This is a genomic window from Rhizobium sp. YIM 134829 (genome assembly GCF_046546455.1).
Window position 1 is genome coordinate 219,604 of the sequence record NZ_JBKHKI010000005.1, and the last position, 16,050, is coordinate 235,653.

Below are 16,050 nucleotides of genomic sequence, written 5' to 3' on the forward strand. Positions count from 1 at the left end.
AGCCGATAGAAGACCTTATCTGGGGCTGCGGCGCGAATTGTGTCTTTTTGGCGCCGCAATTCAGGCTGTACTCATACGCGGAAAGCGCGCTTGCGTGACGCTCTTCAGGCGTTGCGACCAGGTGCTGCTTCAGCCGAGCCGTTGGTTCCTGCCGCCGCATGAGGACCCCGCATGAAAAAGCTCTGGATCACCGTCGCCCTCCTCGCCGTGATCGGCGCCGGCGTCTGGACATGGCGCGCCGAGCTGTCCTCTGCAGCGAGCCGGCTGCAGGCGCAGCTTCCCTTCGAGATCCCCGGACTGAGCGCAATGCTGCCGCCGGTCACTCAGCAGACCGCATCGGCTGAGAGCGGCAGCACGATTGCCGGCGGTGGGGGCAAGCCTCACCATGGGGGCCAGGACGTCGAAACGGGCGCCGACAAGATCGCGGATCCCAACGCTGACAAGGCTGCCGGCCAAGGCGGCGGCCGCCAGGGTTCGGGGCTGGGTGGGTCCGGCCAAGGTGTGCCTGGCCAGGGCGGCGGCCGCCACGGTGGTGCGGGACCGGCGGCGGTCACCACCGTGGCGGCGCAGACGGGCGTTCTGCCACTCGATATTCCGGCAACGGGCCTCGCCACGGCCGATCAGACGACGACGCTCGCCGCCCGGGAACAGGGCATCGTCACGGAGATCCTCGCCAGCGACGGTGAGACGGTGAAGGTCGGCGACCTGGTCGCCAGGCTCGATGATCGGCTGGCGCGCGCCGCCGTGACCAAGGACGATGCCGCGATCCTGCGCGACAGCGCCACGCTCGACGAGGCGGAGACGGCGCTGCGTCGCGCGCGCGATCTCGTCAAGGCCGAAGCCGGCACGCAGCAATCCCTCGACGTGGCGCAAGCGGCGCGCGACACGGCTGCCGCCACGGTGGAGGCGGACAAGGCCGCGCGCGCCGCCGATCAGGTGTTGCTCGAACATACCGAAATTCGCGCGCCCTTCGATGGCCGCTTCGGCGAGGTCCTGGTCAGCCCCGGCGCCTATCTCTCCTCCGGCGCCCCGATCGTGAAGATCGTCAAGTTCGACCCCATCTATGTCGGCGTGCATCTGGAGGAGCGCTTGCTGGAGCCTCTGCGGCGGGCGCTGGCCAAGGCGCCGGTCGGCGTGACCACGCTTCCCGCAGGGCCCAAGGCGTCGGTGCGCAGCGGCACCATCTCCTTCTTCGACAATGCGATCGACCCGGCCTCGGGGACCATCCTGGTCAAGGCGCGGTTCGACAATCCCTCGGGCGCGCTATGGCCCGGCCAGGCGGTCGATCTGGTCGTGCATCTCAAGAATGACGATCCCCAGGTGATCGTGCCCACGGTCGCCATCGGCCCAGGGCCGGACGGATCGATCGCCTATGTCATTCGCGACGGCAAGGTCGTGGTAACGCCGGTGACCGTCGGCCGCGTCAATGGCGATTGGACCTCGGTCCTCGCCGGCCTCGCCCCCGGCGATCACGTGGTCACCGAAGGCCAGGCCCAGCTCTATCAGGGCCAGACGGTGAAGGAGACCTTCAGCGACAGGCCGCTCGACCTCGCCTCGGCCGAGCCATTCACCGACATCCCGCATGAGCCTGCCGTGGAGCTTGCCCGATGATTCCGCGCTTCTGCATCGAGCGGCCGGTCGCCACCACGCTTCTCGCAATCGGCATGCTGCTGGCCGGGCTCGCCGGCTATCATCTCCTGCCGGTCGCCGCCCTGCCGAAGGTCGATTTCCCGACGATCAGCGTCTCCGCCTCGCTGACCGGCGCATCGCCGCAGACGATGGCAAGCTCGGTCGCCATGCCGCTGATCAAGCAATTCCAGACCATTCCGAGCATCAGTGAGATCAGCGCCACCAACTCGCTGGGCAACACCAACATCGTTCTGCAATTCGACCTGAGCCGCGACATTGATGCGGCGGCGGCCGACGTGCAGGCGGCGATCTCCTTTGCCAACCGGCAATTGCCGGCCAACATGACGACGCCGCCGAGCTACCGCAAGACCAATCCGGCCGATGCGCCGGTCATGCTGCTGGCCGTGCGCAGCGATACCATGCCGCGCAGCAAGCTGGACGATATCGCCGAGAACATCATCTCCCCCTCGCTGTCGACGCTGCCCGGCGTGGCCGAGGTGACGGTTTATGGAGCGCAGACCTATGCCGTCCGGATCGAGGTGGACCCGGACAAGCTCCTCAGCCGTGGCTTAAGCATCGATACGGTCAACAAGGCGGTGCAGGCGGCCAATAGCCAGCTGCCTGTCGGCGCGATCCAGACCCAGCAGCAGAGCCTGACGATCAGCGCCAATACCCAGCGCACCGATGCGGCGTCGTTCCGCTCGCTCGTCATCGCCACGCCCAATGGCGCGCCGGTGCACTTGAGCGACGTGGCGACTGTGGAGGACAGCGTCGCCAACGACAAGACCGGCAGCTGGTATGACGGCAATCGCGCCATCCTGCTCGCCATCCAACGCCAACCGGGCGCCAATACGGTCGAGGTGGTGGACGCCATCCGCGCCAAGCTGCCGGCGCTGCATGCGGTCATGCCGGCCTCGGTCGAGACATTCGTGATGAACGACAGTTCGATACCGATCCGCGAGGCGATCTCGGACGTTCAGTTCACGCTGATCCTGACGATCGGCCTCGTGATCCTCGTCATCTATCTCTTCACCGGCCATCTCACCGCGACGATCATTCCCGGTCTCGCCGTGCCGCTTTCGCTGGTGGCCACTTTCGGGGCCATGTATGTGCTGGGCTACAGTATCGACAACATTTCCCTGCTTGGGCTGACGCTCGCCGTCGGCCTCGTGGTGGACGATGCCATCGTCATGCTGGAGAACATCCTGCGGCATGTGGAAGCCGGCATGCCGGTGCGCGAGGCGGCCCTGCAGGGTTCCGCCGAGGTCAGCTACACCATCATCTCCATGTCGATCTCGCTGATCGCGGTCTTCCTGCCGATCCTGCTGATGGGTGGCGTCGTCGGACGCGTCTTCAATGAATTCGGCATGGTGGTGTCGATCGCCATCCTCGCTTCCGTGGTCGTCTCGCTGACGGTGACGCCGATGCTTGGCGCGCGCATTTCCGGCGGGCATCGGCGCCCGCCGCTCCTCATCCGCTGGTTCGATGCCGGCTTTGCTGCAATCACCCGCGCCTATGGTGCGTCCGTCGCCTGGTGCCTTCGCCACCGCGGCGTGGTCATGCTCGTCTTCTTCGCCTCGCTCGGCCTCTCCGCCTATCTGTTCATGGTGCTGCCAACGAGCTTCTTTCCCACGGAGGACATAGGCCGGCTCAATATCTCCACCCGCGCCCGGCAGGATATCTCCTACCCCGCCATGGTGGAGCTGCAGAACAAGGCGGCCGATCTCGTGCGCCGGAACCCGGCCGTTGCCCATGTCATGTCGATCGCCGGCGGCAGCGCCCGCTCGCCGCTCAACAACGGCACCATGTTCGTGGAGTTGAAGCCCAAGGCGGAGCGCCCGCCGCTCGACCAGACCGTGACCGAGCTGCGCAAGGCGATCGCGAGCATACCGGGCATTCAAGGTTACGTGACGCCGCAACAGAACATCCGCTTCGGGGGACGACAGACTGCCAGCCAGTATCAGCTCGTCATCCAGGCGCTGGATGCCGCCGAGACCAACCTCTGGGCCGACAAGATCCTGCAGGCCATGCGCCGCGACGGCCGCTTCACCGACCTCGTCTCCGACGCGCAGAACAAGGCGCTGCAGGCCGAGATCGCCATCGACAGCGAGAAAATGGCCAGCTACGGCATCTCTGCCGACGTGCTGCGCACCACGCTGCGACAAGCCTTCAGCACCTATGCACCGACACAGATCCAGTCGACCGGCAGCAGCTACAATGTGATCGTCGAGTATGACACGGCACGCGCCTGGGACGAGAATTCTCTGTCGCGCATCCGGGTTCCCGGCGCTGGCGGTGCGCTGGTGCCATTGTCGAACTTCGCTCATGTCACCCGGACGATCGGCCCCGTGACGATCAACCAGACCGGTCAGCTGGTCTCGACCACTGTCTCCTTCAATTTGCCCGAGGGCGTGTCGCTCGGCGACGCGACGGCGGCGATCGACCGGATCAAGACCGCGATTGGTGTGCCGGCCGATGTCTTTACCGCCTATGGCGGCTCGGCGCAGATCTTCCAGCAGTCACAAGGCTCCATGCCGATCCTGATCCTCGCGGCGGTGCTGACCATCTATGTCGTGCTGGGTGTGCTCTATGAAAGCTGTGTCCACCCGCTGACCATTCTCTCCGGTCTGCCCTCGGCCGCGCTGGGGGCACTGGTCGCACTGAAGGTGACCGGCTTCGATCTGTCGATCATCGCGATCATCGGCCTCCTGATGCTGATCGGCATCGTCAAGAAGAACGCGATCATGATGATCGACGTGACGCTCGAAACCCTGCGCACGAGCACCGGCATCACCCCGGGCGAGGCGATCCACGAGGCCTGCCTGCGCCGCTTCCGCCCGATCATGATGACCACCTTCTGTGCGCTGCTCGGTGCGCTGCCGATTGCGCTCGGCTCCGGCGCCAGCTCCGAGCTGCGCCAGCCGCTCGGCATCGCCATCGTCGGCGGCCTTCTGGTCTCCCAGGCACTGACGCTGTTCATCACGCCGGTCATCTTCGTGGAAATGGACCGCCTGTCGCGCCTGCCGGCGAGACTCCTCCGCCGCGAGCCGACCGCACACACCCCCGCACCGCTGTCAGAGGGCACGCCCCAACCTCTGGCGGCTGAGTGATAGTCCGCCCGAGCCGGTCCTTGGCTGGTCGAAGATGGGATGATCTCGAGCATCAGTCCGCAACCGGGCGGTTCTGCGTCAACTGAGCCCAACCAGCTTGATACCGCTCTTGGCGGAGGCTCGGGCGGAGGGATCGGAGGCCCTGTCGTCCGGGCCGCCGCCTTCCTCTCGCTCTTGAGGGAAAGGAGTGCTCAGTAGCGCTCCCCGACCCATTCTTCGCTTTTCGCCCAGAGCTGTTTTGCACGCTCCCCGTCAACGGCGTAGGCGCGAACGCCGTTGCGCAGCGCCTGGCCCTCGACGATCTCGGCGACATGGCAGTCCTCGCAGTAGCGTCCACCGACAAGATCCGCATCGGCGACAATGGCAGCCCAAACCGATGTTGCCGCACCCTGCGGGATCGTCTTGAACGCGAAGGGCGGCAGGCCGGCCTTGGCGTTGGTTTCGTTGATCGAGGCAACCAGTGCCTCCTCGTCGCTTTGCGTCATGTGGCGACCGAGCTCGGTGCGGATGCCGCCGGGCATGATCGCACAGGCGCGCAGGCCACGTGCCTTGTGTCTCCGGTCGAATTCGACGGCAAAGAGGATATTGGCTGTCTTGGAGCGACCATAGGCGGCCCAAGGATCGTAGTCCGCGCGGTCGAAATTCGGATCGTCGAGATCGACATCGGAGAAGCGATGACCGGCCGACGACAAGGTCACCAACCGCCCGCCATCGGCGATGAGCGAGGCGATGCGGTTGACCAGCACGAAGTGGCCGAGATGGTTCGTGCCGAATTGGGTTTCGAAGCCATCGACGGTCTTGCCGAAGGGCGAGGCCATCACGCCGGCATTGGCGATGACGACATCGAACGGCCGCCCGTCGGTGATGAGGTGATCGGCACAAGCGCGGACGCTGGCAAGGGAAGCCAGGTCGAGCTGGACGAGATCGAAGTGACCATGGCCTTGCGCGGCGGCAGCCCGAACGCCGGCCGTTGCCGTCTCGGCTTTCGCAAGGTCGCGGGCAGCGCCGACGACGCTGGCGCCATGCGCGACCAGTGCGCGCGCGGTCTCGACGCCGAGTCCCGCCGAAACGCCGGTGACCAGAATCCTTCGCCCCGTTAGATCGATGCCGGCAAGCACCTCATCGGCGGTCGATGTTGCTCCAAATGATGATGTCATGGCAAAGCCCTCAGTGGTTGGTCATGCAGCGGACAGGTTCCCGCCGCGCTCCATAGGTGGGGCCGCTCCCTCGCCGGACCGCGCCTGATCCGATCGAATCCTTGCCTATTCCTCTCAGGGCCTTGCGGCAGCACAGCTTGGCCACCATCATGAACCGCATGGAAGACTTGCTCCAACAGATGTGTCGCCGCGTCATGCGCCATGCCGACGGCATATGCCGGGAAACGCCAGTTCCCCGGATCGGGCTCGGCGTTCTGCGCGAGCGCACCCTGCCGACGGTGACGATCTGCGAGCCGATGATCTGCCTTGTGGTGCAGGGCGCCAAGCAGGTGCTCGTCGGCGACAGTATCCTGCGCTACGACACGGCCAGTTGCTTTGCCGCGTCGATCGAACTGCCCACCACAGGATGTGTGGTCGAGGCCGAACCGGACAGGCCCTATGTCGCCGTCAGCCTGACGCTGGACCGGGATGCGCTGACGAGACTGCTCGCCGATGTGGCGCCTATCCGGTCGACCGAGGCAGCGGCTGGGTTTGGCGTTGCGCCGGTGACCCGTCCGCTTCTTGAAGCCTGGAGCCAGCTGATCGCCCTTCTCGACATGCCCGACGACGTTCCCTATCTCGCCGAGGCGCGGGAGCGCGAAGTTCTCTATCGATTGTTGCAAGGCGCGCATGGGCCGATGCTCAGGCAGATCGTTCGCGAGGACAGCCGATTGTCGCAGATCCGGCGCGCCATTGCGTGGATCCGCCAAAACTTCGACCAGACCTTGCGCACCGAGATGCTCGCCGACATTGCCGGCATGAGCATTCCAGCGTTTCATCGGCACTTCAAGGCGGCAACGGCTTCAAGCCCGCTGCAATACCAGAAGATGTTACGCCTGCAGGCCGCACGTCGTCTGCTGGCCGCCAATGCAGACGCCGCGCGCGCGGCCTATGCGGTCGGCTATGAGAGCGCCTCCCAGTTCAGCCGTGAATATGCGCGCCTCTTCGGCGTGCCGCCGATCCGGGACGCCTTGCGCCTGCGCACCAGCATCGGCGACGCAGAAGGGGTTTTTTGAGCTTCGACACGTGATCGAGTCCGTGACAAACTTAAATCGATAGCGCGCGACGCGGGAAGACGAACCGCCATGTCGCGACTGGCGGATCATCGTCCTTAAGTTTTGCTGCCCGGGCATGGCCCGGACAGATGTCGTTCGTTGCATGCATTCCCGTGGATAATCGCCCGCTCTCTTCAGGCGGAGACGAAATCGCTCAGTCTGCGTACGAGAAGAGCACCGACGGTCGCGCCTGCATCCTGCAGGCCGACGGTCTTCTCCTGAAAGGCGGCGGCCTTTCCGTGTTGCGCCACAAGCGATTTGGTGTTTTCCAAAGCCTCTTCCGCCGCATCGGCCGCAGCGGCAAGCGCCGTTGCGAGTGAAGCGCCATCAGCAGCATGGCGTTCGAGCGCGCGGGCGACCGGATCGAGCACGTCGACGATCGTCTTGTCGCCGACACGGGCCTTGCCGCGCTCGGCGATTCCGTCGCGGAAGGCGACCCAGAACGCGGCCATCTCGCTGCTCCCCAGCGACTGCTGCGTTTCGATCGCCTTGCTCGCCCGCAGAAAGCCGGTTGCCGTCAGCGTGCCCATCGTGGATGGAGCCGTCCGCGCCATCGTGGCGCCGGCGGTCCGCAGCAATTTGGCGATTCCGGCTGCTTCGCCTTCCGCTGCGACGGCTTCGGCGGCTGCGGCAAACGACTTGCTCATCGTAATTCCAAGATCGCTGTCGCCGACCTTGCCGTCGAGAGCGATCAGAAAGTCGCGCTGTTCGGCGAAAAGCGTCTTCCAGGCGTCGAAGAGACGGATCAGATCGGAAGCTGTCAACGCATCCATTATCATGTCCTCAGGCAGAGATATGTTTGAAGAAGGGCGTATTGGCCGGTGCACCGACCAGCCGGTCGAGCTCGGCATCGAGGTGGAGGATCGAGACGGATGCGCCAGCCATTTCCATGGCAGTGGCGAATTCCCCAACCCAGACATGCTTCACCTTCACCCCACGACCGTCCATCAGCTGAGCGACGCGACGAAACAGGATGTAGAGCTCCTCGAGCGGCGTGCCGCCGAGACCGTTGACCAGAATGGCAACCTCGTCATTGGCCTTGTAATCCTGCTCGGCGAAGATGCGGTCCAGCATCTCGTCGATCACGGCATCGGCCGATGGAAGCCTCTTGCGGCTGATGCCGGGCTCGCCGTGAATGCCCATGCCGATCTCCATCTCGTCCTCGCCGATCGAGAAGGTGGCGTGGCCGATTTCCGGAACGACGCAGCTCGAGAGCGCAACGCCCATGGTGCGGGTGCGCAGGCGTGCCTTCTCGGCGATCCGGTGCACTTCGTCGAGCGAGAGGCCCTCGGCTGCAGCCGCGCCGGCTGCCTTGTAGAGAAAATAGATGCCGGCGACGCCGCGGCGCTTGTGCTCCTCGCCGACTTTGGAGGACGCGACGTCGTCATTCCCAACGCATTGCTTGACCTGGATGCCATCGAGATCGGCCAGTTCTGCGGCCATGTCGAAATTGATGATGTCGCCCGTATAGTTGCCGTAGATGTAGAGAACGCCGGCACCCTGATCGATCGCCTTGGTGACCTGGTACATCTGCTCGGAGCTCGGCGACTGGAACACCCCGCCCACAGCTGCGCCATCCAACATGCCGTCGCCGACATAGCCGAGGAAGGTCGGCAAATGCCCGGAACCGCCGCCGGTGGCGATGCCGACCTTGCCGGTCTTCGGGCGCGACGTCACGAGGCAGCGCTTGTCGTCTGCGACATAGGTGACGCTCGGATGGGCGCGATAGATGCCATCGAGCATCTCGTCGACGAAGTTCGCCGGGTCGTTCAGAAACTTTTTCATTGGGTTCCTCCGAATGGATTATTTCTTGCGCTGGCGGGTCACGAAGAAGGCGGCCGCCAACAGGATGAAGACGCCGACCACAAGCCGCTGCCAGGTGCTCGGAATGCCGACCAGAACGAGGACGCTGTTGAGCACGACGATGAGGAGCACGCCGAGAATGGTGCCAAGAACTGATCCCGTTCCGCCGGTGATCTTCGCGCCGCCCAGAACGACGGCGGCAATCACATTGATCTCGGTGCCGACGAGGTCGAAGGGGTTGGCTTGGCGGTTTGCGCAGACATGGATGATTCCGGCCAGACCCGCGAGCGCGCCTGCATAGGCAAACAGGAAGATATGAACCTTGCGCAGATCATAGCCGAGGCGGCTCGCGATCTGCGCGTTGCCGCCGACCGCGAAGATCGCCCGTCCCATCAGGGTGCGGTTGAGGATCCACCAGGTGATGACTGCGGCGATCGGCAGGACTAGAAAGTAGAAGGGGAGGGTAATCGTCGCCCCAGTGGCGGTTTCGAATTGCAGGAGCGGCAGGCGGCCGAACGCACCCATTTGCGGCGGCAGGGACATGATCCAGACCGTGCCGATGAACGACAGGAGGAAGCCGCGGAATAGATATTGAGTGCCGATGGTCACGATCAACGACGGAACCTTGAGGTGATGGACCAGGACGCCGTTGATCACGCCCAGAAGGGCGCCGCCCGCGGTCGCCATCGCGATAATGGCCGCAATCGGGAGGTCCGGCAGATAGCGCTGCACCAGAACCGTCATCGAATACATGGTGAAGGCGGCGACTGCCGTGAACGACACGTCGATACCGCCTGCAGCAAGAATGACGAAGACGCCAAGCGCAAACAGGCCCATCACCACGCTGGCGCGGCCGATATCGATCAGCGTCGAGGGCTGGAGAAAGGCGGGATTGGCGACCGCGACGGCGACGCAAATCGTCACCAGCAGCGCGAAGGTGATCGTTTCCGGCCGCTTGCGGACCAGTTCGCCGAAGCTGAAGGCCCGTTTGTCCGTGGCCTGCTGAAGCTCTTCTACCCGTGACGCGGTCATTGGATCATCTCCGGCTTGGAACTCAGCATTGCCTGGTAGAGCCCATCTTCACTGGCCTCTTCCGCCTCGAATTCGGCGACCAGTCGGCCGCTGTTCATGACGAGGATGCGGTCGGAGTTCTGCAGCAGTTCGGGAAGGTCGTCGCTGACGATGATGATGCCCATGCCGGCCTCGGCGAGCGTCTGGATCGCCCGGTAGATCGTGTCCTTCGATCCGACATCAACGCCGACCGTCGGCCCGTGCAGCACCAGAAGGTCGGGCTCGATGCTCAACCAACGGCCGATCAGCACGCGCTGCTGGTTGCCGCCCGAAAGCGCGCCGACCGGCAGGTCAAGGTTCTTGGTATTCAGCCGCATCTGCTCGGAGAGCTTCGCAGCCAGATTGCGTCCGGCCTGCTTGTCGACCACGCCGAACGCATTGCTGAGGCGCGTCAGAACCAGCGCGATCTCATTGTCGAGGATGGACTTGTCGAGAAACAGGCCCTCGGCCAGCCGGTCTTCCGGCACATAACCGATCCCTTGGCTGATCGCATCGGCCGGCTGACGAATCGCAAGCACCTTCCCATTGAGAGTCATCGTGCCAGAGCGCGGCGGCGCGACGCCGGTGATCGCCATGGCAAGCTCGTTTCGGCCAGAGTCCGCAAGGCCGGTAATGCCGAGGATCTCGCCTTTGTTGAGGGTAAAACTGATGCGATCGACACCGGGAGCGACCAGGTCGCTCACGGAGAACAATGTCTCCTGTGCCGGTCGAGCCGTCCGGTATCGTTCGGAATCGATGGCCCGTCCGGTCATCAGCTCGGCCAGCTGCTTTTTCGTATAGGTCTCGATCGGCCCGGTCGCGACGCATTGGCCATCGCGGAAAACGATGGCATGGCCGCCGATCCGGTAGCATTCGTCGAGCTTGTGGGTGACGAAGAGCACGGCAACATTGTCGTGCCGCAGCCGCTCCACGACGTGGATGAGATTGTCGACCTCGCGTCTGGTGAGCGAGGTCGTCGGTTCGTCCATGATGACCAGCTTGGCGCGCGTGGCGATCGCGCGGGCGATCGCAACGAGCTGGCGCGCGGCGAGCGGGAGATCGGACACGGTGGTGCCGAGGAAGCCGGCGTCCGTCGGCAGGCCAACGGTTTCGAGAGCGCGTTGCGCCGTTTCCCGAAGGCGGGTCCGGTCGAAGATGCGGCCGAGACGGCCATTGCCGGATGCAAGCTGTTCGCTCAGCGCGACATTTTCCGCAACGGTGAGGTTGGGGATCAGGGACAGGTCCTGGTAGACGGTCTCGATGCCGGCGCTCAGAGACTGGATCGGGGTCATCTCCGAGAAGCGCTGCCCCTCGAGCACGATGTCGCCCTCGCTCGGTGCGATGGCGCCTGACATGATCTTGATGACGGTGCTCTTGCCGCAGCCGTTCTCGCCAAGGAGATGATAGGCTTCGCCGAGCTCGAGCGTGAGGTCGACGCCGCGCAGCGCGTGAACGCCGCCGAACCATTTCTGAATATTGCGCAGCTCCAGGAAACGGCCCTGGACCGGCTGGCCGCCGAGATTTGCCGACAATGGAAGGCCTCCACTCATACGCATCCGCCGCTCAGAACAAGCGGCTCGAGCCGGCCGGCACCCTGTATGGGCGCCGGCCGGGTTCAAAGCACGACTCCTAGAAGAGATGCTGCTTGTAGGTGGCCTTGTCGGCAAGAACCATGCCGTTGCCGATGACCAGAAGGCCATCGCCGGCCCCCTTCTTGACGGTCACCTTGTTATAGCCCTCGACTCCGAGGTCCATGCCGTCGGTGACCTCCTTCTTCTCCAGAAGGAGCTTCGCCAGAGCGTTCATCGCCATGCCGGCCTTCTGGGGATCCCAAAAGCCGATTGCGGTGATCGCGCCCGATTCAAGAAGGTCTGCGGAGGGGTTCGGAAGGCCGGTGCCGACCAGGCATACCTTGCCGGACAAGCCTGCTTCGTCGATCGCGCGGCCAACGCCGAGGACGTCGTTGCCGGCCGAGGTCTGGAAACCCTTGATATCGGGATGCTTGCGCAGGATTTCCTTCGCCTTCTCATAGGTGCTGTTGGCATCGTCGAAGGATTCATTGTTCGGATCGACAAGCTGCATGTCGGGATGGCTCTTGGCATTCTCTTCGCCAGCACCGACCCATTGCATATGCGTGCGGCTGCCGAGCGAGCCGACAAAGGTCGTCCACTTGCCCTTGTTGCCCATGCATTCCGCCAGACGGGCGTTCAGCGCCTTGCCGTAGTCGGCGTTGTCGAAGGCTTCGACGTCCGCCTGCGTGTTCTTCTGGTTGTCGGCCTCGTGCGTGACGACGACGATGCCGCGGTCCATGGCCCGCTTCAGCGTGCCTTCGATCACGGCGGGATCCATCGGCACGACGGCGAGGGCGTTGACGCCCTTGGCAATCAGATCCTGGATGATCTGCAGCTGCTGTGCGGCGTCTGCCGTTGCCGGGCCGCTCTGCGTGGCGACGACATCCGGATTGGCCTGCTGATAGGCCTCGACGCCGGTGTTCATGCGGTCGAACCACGGAATGCCGCTGATCTTGACCACGGTTGCGATGACCGGCTTTTCCTGAGCCATCAGCGTGCCGGCCGTGCCGGCCAGCAGCGTTGCGACGGCTGCGCCGCCGATCATGAGCGTTTTCGAGATTGCTTTCATTTTCTCCTCCACAAGTTCCCTCATTTGTTTAGGTTCGGCGTTCGAGGGATGGACGCCGAAGGATGGGTTTGCCTGCGCGCAGGCGTCAGGAAGCCGACGATGTCGTAGCGACCCACTGCAAGGAAGGTGAGGAGCAACAGGCCCCAGGCGAAGTCGCGGACGAAGTTTGACAGGCCGCCGAAGTTCAGGAGGCTCGACATGAGTTGCAGGGCGATCGCGCTCAGGACGACGCAGATGACGCGGCCATAACCACCTTCCGGCTTCACGCCTGCCATCACCACGATCAGGATCGCGATCAGAAGGTAGGAGCTGCCGTAGTCGAACTTCACATTGACGTTGCGGGCGGCAATGATGATGCCGGCAATGCCGGACAACAGTCCGCTGATGGCATAGGTCGAGACGATCACGCCGGTGCGGGGAAAGCCTGCGAAAACCGCAGCCTTCGGATTGGTGCCCATCATCATCAGCCAGAAGCCGTACGGCGTGAACCGCAGCACGGCTGCAATGATGATCGCCGCGACGGCAAAGATCAGGAAGCTGATCGGCACCTCCAGGAAGAGATCGTTCCCGATGCGCGACAGCAAATCCGGGCTGCCGACGGTAACGGCCTTGCCGCCCGACACCACCACCGCCAGACCCATGAACGCGATCTGCGTGCCGAGTGTGCAGAGGATCGGCGTGATGTGGAGCTTGGCGATCAGCAGGCCGTTGATCGTGCCGCCGATCAGACCGATCGCGACCGCAACGGCGATGAAGCTGATGCTGAACATCAGCTCGCTATCGGCACTCGACAGGAAAGACGAGACGATGACGGCCGAAAGCACGCCGGAAAGATTTGCAAGGGCGATGCCCGATAGATCAATGCCGCCATTGCCGGCGCACATGGCGAGCATCACGCCGATCGCGAGAAGGGCGAGTTCCGGCAGCTGGCTGGCCATGGATTGCAGGTTGAACAGCGAGAGGAATGTTCCTCCCGAAATAACCGCACCCATGCACAGCAAAAGGCAATTGATGGCCACCAGCATGACCAGCTGCCCGCCGCTTGTTCGCATGGTCTCCTCCCATGTTTAGTGAACGAGCATCAGATTTACTAAATGGCTATCAAGGGATCTTCCTGTTGGCAAGCGGCAAATTTGCGCGATTTCTTGGTTGCAGATGCGAAGGAATTGACCTAGCCGTAGAGGAGATCGGTGATGCCGTTTACTAAACGAAGCGTCCCACACTTGGCGTTCAGCGGGATTCTCGATGCCTAAGGCCAGCAAGAAGACACTGACAATGCGCGATATTGCGGAGGCGGCGAATGTCTCGCCGGCGACCGTTTCGCTGGTCCTGAACGGCAAGGGAGACATCTCCAGCGTGACGCGGGCCCGCGTGCTGGAAGCGGTTGCAAAGCTCAAATATGTGCCGCGCAGCTCGAAAGGCGGCAGCGATCTCAGCGAAAAACTTCGGTTCCTCAAAATCGCCAAACACGGCCATACCGTGAACCGCGACCACAGCGTTTTCATCTCCGATTACATTGACGGCATGTCGGCGGAAGCGACGCGCCGGAACTATAGCCTCGAGATCGTCAGCTTCGAGGGCCAGCCGATCAGCGCCGTCGTGGAATCGCTCGCCGGAGCGCCCATCAGCGGCATCATCGCGCTCGGTACCGAGCTTTCCGAGGCCGATGTGGCGCTAATCCAGGGGCTTGGCCTGCCAACGGTGTTCATCGATACGTTCTACGACGTCGTCGATGCCAATTTCGTCGACATGAACAACGAGGACGCGGTCTACAAGGTCCTGTCCCGGTTCAAGGAACAAGGTTTCGAGCGGATCGGCTTCGTGGCCAGCCATGTCAGCACGACCAATTTCAGGTTGCGGCAGGATGCCTTCTTCAAGAATATGGCCCGGCTGGGCCTGAAGGTCGCGGAGCACGACGTGCTCTCGGTCGAATCGACCTATGACGGCGCTTATGCCGACACGCTCGACCTTCTGAAAGACCGCATCGATCTGGCGGAATGCTACTTCTGCACCAATGACATCATCGCCTATGGATTCATGCGCGCCTTGAAGGAATCCGGCGTTCGCGTGCCGGACGATGTCTGCGTCATCGGTTTCGACAACCTGCCGCAGAGCGCGACGTCGGACCCGGCGCTGACGACGATCGAGGTCTCGAAGCGCAAGATCGGCTACCTCGCCGTGACCGTGCTCGACGACCTGATCAATGCCCTGGAGCCACAACCGGCGGTCAAGATCCAGGTCGGCGCCGAGCTCGTGCTGCGCGCCAGCCATTCGAAGCAAACGATGAAAGCGTCGGCGACAATCGCCCGCGCGTCGGCGCGCAGGAAACTGCCGGCCGAATGACGGTCGGGCCGAGATGGGCAGGGAGGATGCTGCCGGTCTCGTGCCACGCCATAATGGGAGGAAAAACATGGAATATCGCGTTCTGGGACGGTCCGGCCTGAAGGTTTCGGCCATTTCCATGGGGACGTTTTCGTTCGGTGGCGTCGGTGCATTCGCCAAGGTCGCAAGCCACGACGTCGGGGATGCAAAACGCTTGATCGACGTCTGCATCGATGGCGGCGTCAACCTGTTCGATACGGCAAACATGTATTCGCTCGGCCGCTCCGAGGAGATCCTCGGCGAAGCCCTGAAGGGCAGGCGCGACCAGGTGCTGATTTCCTCGAAAGTGAGGATGCGGATCGGCGACGGAGCGAACGACGAGGGTACCTCGCGCTTCCATCTGATCCGCGAATGCGAGCGAAGCCTCAAACGGCTGCAGACCGACCATATCGACATCTACCATATGCATGCATGGGACGGGGTAACGCCGCTCGAGGAAATGCTCGCAGCGCTCGACGCGCTGATCCAGTCTGGCAAGGTGCGCTACATCGGGTGCTCCAACTATTCCGGCTGGCACCTGATGAAGGCGCTCAGCATTGCCGATCAGCGGTTCCTGCCGCGCTTCGTTACACAGCAGATCCACTACACCCTGGAAGCGCGCGAAGCGGAATATGAACTCTTGCCGATCTCCGTCGATCAGGGGCTTGGGGTAACAGTCTGGAGCCCGCTGGCTGCGGGGCTTCTGTCCGGCGCGTTCGGTCGCGACCGCGCGCCGGAACAGTCACGGCAGGCCAAGGGCTGGACCGAGCCCTCCATTCGCGACTGGGAGCGGCTGTGGACGATCGTCGATGTCCTCGACGAAATTGCCGCATCCCGTGGCGTGACCGCCGCGCAGGTGGCGCTCGCCTGGACACTCAGCCGTCCGGCAATCGTTTCCCTCGTCGTCGGTGGCCTGACCGAGCAGCATTTCCGGGACAATCTTGCCGCAGTCGATCTCAAGCTCGACGCGGAAGAGCTGGAACGGTTGAACGCGGTCAGCCGCGCGCCCTACGTCTATCCCTACTGGCACCAGCACAATTTCACGCGCGACCGGTTCAGTGCAGGAGATTGGGCGCTCCATGAGAATTACGAGGACCTTGGCCATGTCTGAGCCAATCCCCGGTTGAAATCTCCATCGTCGCTTCCCCTCCGCGCGGAAGCAGCGTCCAGCGCGGCGATCGGTCACGCCGCCGCACGACGGACCGG

The 16,050-nt window shown here is 63.5% G+C and carries 12 protein-coding genes; 5 read left to right on the top strand and 7 right to left on the bottom strand.

The annotated features are described in order from the left end of the window. The first annotated feature begins 171 nt into the window (after positions 1-171). The gene (locus ACLE20_RS11500) at positions 172-1,611 is read left to right on the top strand and encodes an efflux RND transporter periplasmic adaptor subunit (RefSeq protein WP_410940422.1); all 1,440 of its coding nucleotides are present in this window, start codon (positions 172-174) and stop codon (positions 1,609-1,611) included. Continuing rightward, the gene (locus ACLE20_RS11505) at positions 1,608-4,739 is read left to right on the top strand and encodes an efflux RND transporter permease subunit (RefSeq protein ID WP_410940423.1); all 3,132 of its coding nucleotides are present in this window, start codon (positions 1,608-1,610) and stop codon (positions 4,737-4,739) included. Before ACLE20_RS11500 ends, ACLE20_RS11505 begins: the two co-directional genes overlap by 4 nt. A gap of 191 nt (positions 4,740-4,930) precedes the next feature. Here the strand turns inward: ACLE20_RS11505 and ACLE20_RS11510 are convergent, their stop codons facing one another. Then, complete coding sequence (locus ACLE20_RS11510) at positions 4,931-5,896, bottom strand: SDR family NAD(P)-dependent oxidoreductase (RefSeq protein ID WP_410940424.1); 966 nt, start codon at positions 5,894-5,896, stop codon at positions 4,931-4,933. Positions 5,897-6,090: 194 nt separating this feature from the next. Between ACLE20_RS11510 and ACLE20_RS11515 the strand changes: the two genes are divergently transcribed. Then, positions 6,091-6,951: an AraC family transcriptional regulator N-terminal domain-containing protein gene (locus tag ACLE20_RS11515; protein ID WP_410940519.1), complete on the top strand. Its 861-nt coding sequence runs from the start codon at positions 6,091-6,093 to the stop codon at positions 6,949-6,951. Positions 6,952-7,124: 173 nt separating this feature from the next. Here ACLE20_RS11515 and ACLE20_RS11520 read toward each other — a convergent pair whose 3' ends face one another. The 6 genes from ACLE20_RS11520 to ACLE20_RS11545 form a co-directional block, all read right to left on the bottom strand. Then, on the bottom strand, positions 7,125-7,763 hold the full coding sequence (locus tag ACLE20_RS11520; protein WP_410940425.1) for a dihydroxyacetone kinase family protein: 639 nt from the start codon (positions 7,761-7,763) through the stop codon (positions 7,125-7,127). A gap of 10 nt (positions 7,764-7,773) precedes the next feature. Next, entirely contained in the window at positions 7,774-8,775 is a 1,002-nt protein-coding gene (locus ACLE20_RS11525) for a dihydroxyacetone kinase subunit DhaK (RefSeq protein WP_410940426.1), read from the bottom strand. A gap of 18 nt (positions 8,776-8,793) precedes the next feature. Further along, the gene (locus ACLE20_RS11530) at positions 8,794-9,825 is read right to left on the bottom strand and encodes an ABC transporter permease (protein ID WP_410940427.1); all 1,032 of its coding nucleotides are present in this window, start codon (positions 9,823-9,825) and stop codon (positions 8,794-8,796) included. Then, positions 9,822-11,393 (bottom strand): sugar ABC transporter ATP-binding protein, encoded by a 1,572-nt coding sequence (locus ACLE20_RS11535; RefSeq protein ID WP_410940428.1) that lies wholly within the window; start codon positions 11,391-11,393, stop codon positions 9,822-9,824. The genes ACLE20_RS11530 and ACLE20_RS11535 overlap by 4 nt, the downstream gene beginning before the upstream one ends. 79 nt (positions 11,394-11,472) lie before the next feature. Next, positions 11,473-12,483, bottom strand: coding sequence for a substrate-binding domain-containing protein (locus ACLE20_RS11540; protein WP_410940429.1), 1,011 nt, complete (start codon positions 12,481-12,483; stop codon positions 11,473-11,475). 20 nt (positions 12,484-12,503) lie between these two features. Next, positions 12,504-13,535, bottom strand: coding sequence for an ABC transporter permease (locus tag ACLE20_RS11545; protein WP_410940430.1), 1,032 nt, complete (start codon positions 13,533-13,535; stop codon positions 12,504-12,506). 193 nt (positions 13,536-13,728) lie between these two features. On the opposite strand from ACLE20_RS11545, the gene ACLE20_RS11550 reads away from it, so the two are divergent. Together ACLE20_RS11550 and ACLE20_RS11555 are read left to right on the top strand one after the other, a co-directional pair. Beyond that, positions 13,729-14,826 carry a LacI family DNA-binding transcriptional regulator gene (locus ACLE20_RS11550; protein WP_410940431.1) on the top strand — a complete coding sequence of 366 codons (1,098 nt, stop codon included), beginning with the start codon at positions 13,729-13,731 and terminating at the stop codon, positions 14,824-14,826. Between the two features lie 67 nt (positions 14,827-14,893). Continuing rightward, complete coding sequence (locus ACLE20_RS11555; protein WP_410940432.1) at positions 14,894-15,955, top strand: aldo/keto reductase; 1,062 nt, start codon at positions 14,894-14,896, stop codon at positions 15,953-15,955. Positions 15,956-16,050: the final 95 nt, after the last annotated feature.

Bases quoted from the DNA above. Each gene is read 5' to 3' on its own strand.
- ACLE20_RS11500 (WP_410940422.1), top strand. From the start codon at position 172: ATGAAAAAGCTCTGGATCACCGTCGCCCTCCTCGCCGTGATCGGCGCC.
- ACLE20_RS11505 (WP_410940423.1), top strand. From the start codon at position 1,608: ATGATTCCGCGCTTCTGCATCGAGCGGCCGGTCGCCACCACGCTTCTC.
- ACLE20_RS11510 (WP_410940424.1), bottom strand. From the start codon at position 5,896: ATGACATCATCATTTGGAGCAACATCGACCGCCGATGAGGTGCTTGCC.
- ACLE20_RS11515 (WP_410940519.1), top strand. From the start codon at position 6,091: ATGCGCCATGCCGACGGCATATGCCGGGAAACGCCAGTTCCCCGGATC.
- ACLE20_RS11520 (WP_410940425.1), bottom strand. From the start codon at position 7,763: ATGGATGCGTTGACAGCTTCCGATCTGATCCGTCTCTTCGACGCCTGG.
- ACLE20_RS11525 (WP_410940426.1), bottom strand. From the start codon at position 8,775: ATGAAAAAGTTTCTGAACGACCCGGCGAACTTCGTCGACGAGATGCTC.
- ACLE20_RS11530 (WP_410940427.1), bottom strand. From the start codon at position 9,825: ATGACCGCGTCACGGGTAGAAGAGCTTCAGCAGGCCACGGACAAACGG.
- ACLE20_RS11535 (WP_410940428.1), bottom strand. From the start codon at position 11,393: ATGAGTGGAGGCCTTCCATTGTCGGCAAATCTCGGCGGCCAGCCGGTC.
- ACLE20_RS11540 (WP_410940429.1), bottom strand. From the start codon at position 12,483: ATGAAAGCAATCTCGAAAACGCTCATGATCGGCGGCGCAGCCGTCGCA.
- ACLE20_RS11545 (WP_410940430.1), bottom strand. From the start codon at position 13,535: ATGCGAACAAGCGGCGGGCAGCTGGTCATGCTGGTGGCCATCAATTGC.
- ACLE20_RS11550 (WP_410940431.1), top strand. From the start codon at position 13,729: ATGCCTAAGGCCAGCAAGAAGACACTGACAATGCGCGATATTGCGGAG.
- ACLE20_RS11555 (WP_410940432.1), top strand. From the start codon at position 14,894: ATGGAATATCGCGTTCTGGGACGGTCCGGCCTGAAGGTTTCGGCCATT.